We start from the raw sequence: 3,354 nt of genomic DNA on the forward strand, positions 1-3,354 counted from the left end.
GGCGACGCCCGCGTCCGCTCCCGCACCCTCGTCCTCGCCCGCGACCCCCGACACCCCGCCGCCCCCGGCGCGGCGTGCCCGCCCGTCCCGGGCGAGCGCGGGATCCTGGAGGACGGCACCCTGTGGTGGTGGGCCCCCGCCGACCCCGTCCTGCCGGGCCTCACGCTGACCGCCGATCCGGACGCGCTCGCGGCCCTGATCGGCACGGCGCCGGGCCGGGCCCGCCTCACGTGGCGCGGCTACCGGCCGCGGGACCGCGCGGTCCTGGCCGTCGAGGCGACCGGCGACGACGGCGTCGTGGCCCGCACGTTCCTGAAGGTGCTCCCGCCGGCGCGCGCCGCACGGGTCGCCCGGCGCATGGCCGCGGCGGGGGCGGCCGGGGTGCCGGTGCCCGCCGTCCGCGCGGCGCCGGAGCGCGGGGTGCTCCCGCTCGCGAGCGTGCCGGGCCTGCCCTGGCGGGCGCTGCTGGCCGGGCCCGAGGCCGCCGCGCTCGACCCCGCGCGGGTCGCCGCGCTGCTGGACCGGCTGCCGCCGGTGCCCGAGGAGCCCCCCGGCCCGGCGGGCCCCACGGCCGGGGCGGCCGCGGACGACGGCGGACCCGCCGTCCTGCTCGAGCACGCCACGTGGGCCGCCGTCGTGCTGGACCCCGAGGCCCAGGACGAGGCCGCCGCCCGGGCGGACCGGCTCCGCGCGGCGCTCGCGGCCGGGGACCCCGGCCCGCGCGTGCCCGTGCACGGCGACCTGCACCCGGGGAACCTGCACGTGGACGCGGCGGGGGAGCGGATCACCGGCGTGCTGGACGCCGACGACCTGGGCATGGGACACCGCGTGGACGACTGGGCCGTCCTGATCGCCCATCTCGAGGCGGGCGCCGTGGACCTCGGCGCCGGCGGCGCCGCGCTGCACGCCGTGGCCGCACGGTTCCGGCGCCACGCCCGCACCGAGGTCGACGAGGTGGCGCTGGCCGCCCGCGTCGCGATCGTCCTCGCCGCCCTCGCGGCGCAGCCGACCGCACCCCGCGCCGTGCGGGCCGCCCGCCGGGCCGCCGCCGACGCCGCCCTGGCCCGCGTCGGCCTCTGACCCGCGACGGCGGCCGCCACCGTCGGGCCGGGCCGCCGGGCTGGGCCGCCGCCTCGAGCGGCGGTCAGTCCGCGCCGAGCCCCTCCCGGAGCGCGTCGAGCTCGTCCCGGACGCGCGCGGCGCCGTCGTGGTCCCCGAGGGCGGACAGGCACTGGTGCAGGCCCGTGAGCGCGCCGAGGCGCACGAGCGTGGAGTCGGTGGAGTCGCACACCAGGCGGAAGAGCGTCGCGGCCTGCTCGGGGCTGCCGTCCTCGGCCACCACGTAGGCGGCGAAGAGCTCGGCCTGCGCGGCGCCCTCGCGGTCCCCGGCGGCCGTGAACAGGTCGGCGGCCTGCAGCGCGGTGGCGATCGCCTCCGGCCCCCGCTCGAGCGACCACAGGGCCCGGGCGCGGGTGTCCGTGTAGTCGGCCACCTGCCAGTCGGCGCCGGCGTCCCGCACGAGGGCGAGCGCCTCCTCGAGGAGGTCGAGGCCCTCCGCCTGGCCGGACTCGCACAGCAGGTACCCGTGCGCATGCAGTGCGGCCGGCAGCACCGCCGGGTCCTCGTCCACCGCCTGGCGCGCGGCCGCGACCGCCCGCTCGAACAGGTCGAGGGCGGAGGGCCGGGTGCGTTCGTCGCGCTCGCGGTTCACGAGGGCGCCGGCGGCCAGGAGCGTGCGCGCGGCGTCCTCCCACTGGCCGTGGGCCTCGAACAGGCCGGCCGCCTCCCGCCACAGGGGCAGCGCGTTCTCGGCGCGGTCCTGGTCGTGGTGGGCGTGGCCGAGGTCCACGAGGGCACGGGCCTGCTCGACGTCCCGGCCGTGGGTGGCCTCGCGGCGCACCAGCCGGGCGAGCAGGGGTTCGGCCTCGTCGGCGCGGCCGGCGAGTACGAGCTGGTGCGCCCACCAGTAGCTCAGGCTCGAGGCCTCCGGCGCCTCGGCCTTCTCCGCGTGCACGGAGGCCAGCTCCCACGCGGCCACGGCGACCTCCTCGTACCCGTCGAGGTCGCCGGCCACGCGCCCGGCCAGGGCCGCCGCGGAGGCGGCGCCGCGCCGCAGCCCGACCGAGGCCATCCGCTCCGCCGCCTCGAGCGCCAGGTCGAGGGCGGCCGTCGGACGGTCCAGCTCGTGGGCGGCGATCGCCCGCACCGTGGTGGCGGAGGCCAGGACGGCGCGGGCGGCGGGCAGCGCGGTGACGACGGCGGCCGCCGCGTCCGCCTCGGCGTGCTCGCCCCGCCACAGGTGCAGGCGGGCGAGCAGCAGGTGCGCGCTGGACCACGAGCCGGTGGGCAGCAGGGCACCGGCCGCGCGCAGCCCGCCCAGGACGGCGATGACGCGGCGGGCCAGCTCGAGCGCGGCGTCCAGGTCCCCGGTGTGCACGCGGTGCACGGCCAGCGCCAGGGCGGCTTCGGGCAGGACGGTGTCCCCGGGGTCCTCGCCGGGAGCGCCCGGCTCGTCCTCCACGACGCCGGCCAGCACCGCCGCCTCGACCGTGTCCGGATCGCGCACGAGGGCGGCGCCGAGCTGGGACTCGAGCCCGGCCTGCCGGGGCCGGCCGAGGTGGCGCAGCAGCGCCGCCCGGGCCTCCACCCAGCGGGTCAGGGCGGCCTCGTCCCCGACCTGGCCCGCGGCGACGGCGAGCGCCCGCAGCAGGGCGAGGCGGACGTCGTCCTGGCCGGGCACGAGCGCGGCCAGGCCGGAGTCGGCGAGGCGGGCGGACTCCCGGGGCTCGTCGCGCAGCGCGGCCTCGAGGGAGAGCTCCCACCAGCCGCGGGCGTCCAGGGTGGTCGGGGCGTCGGGCGCCGCGGTGCCGCGGGCCTGCCGGAGCAGGGCGCGCACCCGGTCCAGGGCGGCGTCGACGGCCGGCTCCACGGGGCCGCCGGAGGGGTCGTCCCGGTGGGGCGGGTCCTGCGGGAGCCGCCCCGCCCACCGCCGCCCGACGGCCCTCGCCGCCTCCGCCCTCGCGCTGTCGCTGGCGCTGGGGGCGTGCGCGCGGCAGGCGGACGCCCCGCCGACGCCCTCCGCGTCAGGCGCACCGATCACGGTCGTGCACGGCGGCGAGGGCCTGGAGGCCGCCGTCGCGGCGGTCCTGGCCCGTCACCTGCGCCTGCACGGCCACGCCGTGGGGGACGAGGACGGCGTCGCCGTGGAGCAGCCCGCGTGGTCCGCCGCCGGCGGGGACACGGTCGCCGTCGTGGACACCCTGGCCCTGTCCGCCGTCGCCGACCCCGCAGCGGCGCTGCCGTCCCCGCCGTCGCCGACGTCGACCCCGTCGTCGACGCCGACCGGGACGGAGG

At 81.2% G+C, this 3,354-nt stretch carries 2 protein-coding genes and 1 pseudogene; 2 read left to right on the top strand and 1 reads right to left on the bottom strand.

Annotated features, from left to right (window positions below; all coding sequences use genetic code 11):
- The coding region (locus J1M37_RS03485) for a phosphotransferase (RefSeq protein WP_206452108.1) at nt 1-1,080 on the top strand (1,080 nt) is incomplete at its 5' end.
- Between the two features lie 64 nt (nt 1,081-1,144).
- On the opposite strand, the gene J1M37_RS03490 is transcribed toward J1M37_RS03485, so the two are convergent.
- Nucleotides 1,145-2,929 (bottom strand): hypothetical protein, encoded by a 1,785-nt coding sequence (locus tag J1M37_RS03490; RefSeq protein WP_206452109.1) that lies wholly within the window; start codon nt 2,927-2,929, stop codon nt 1,145-1,147.
- A 166-nt stretch (nt 2,930-3,095) separates the two neighbouring features.
- Between J1M37_RS03490 and J1M37_RS03495 the strand changes: the two are divergent.
- Nucleotides 3,096-3,354, top strand: a pseudogene (locus J1M37_RS03495) (glycine betaine ABC transporter substrate-binding protein); the annotation flags it as partial.

Origin of the sequence: Micrococcus sp. KRD012, from assembly GCF_017168555.1 — a bacterium.
Classification (GTDB): Bacteria; Actinomycetota; Actinomycetes; order Actinomycetales; family Micrococcaceae; genus Micrococcus; species Micrococcus luteus.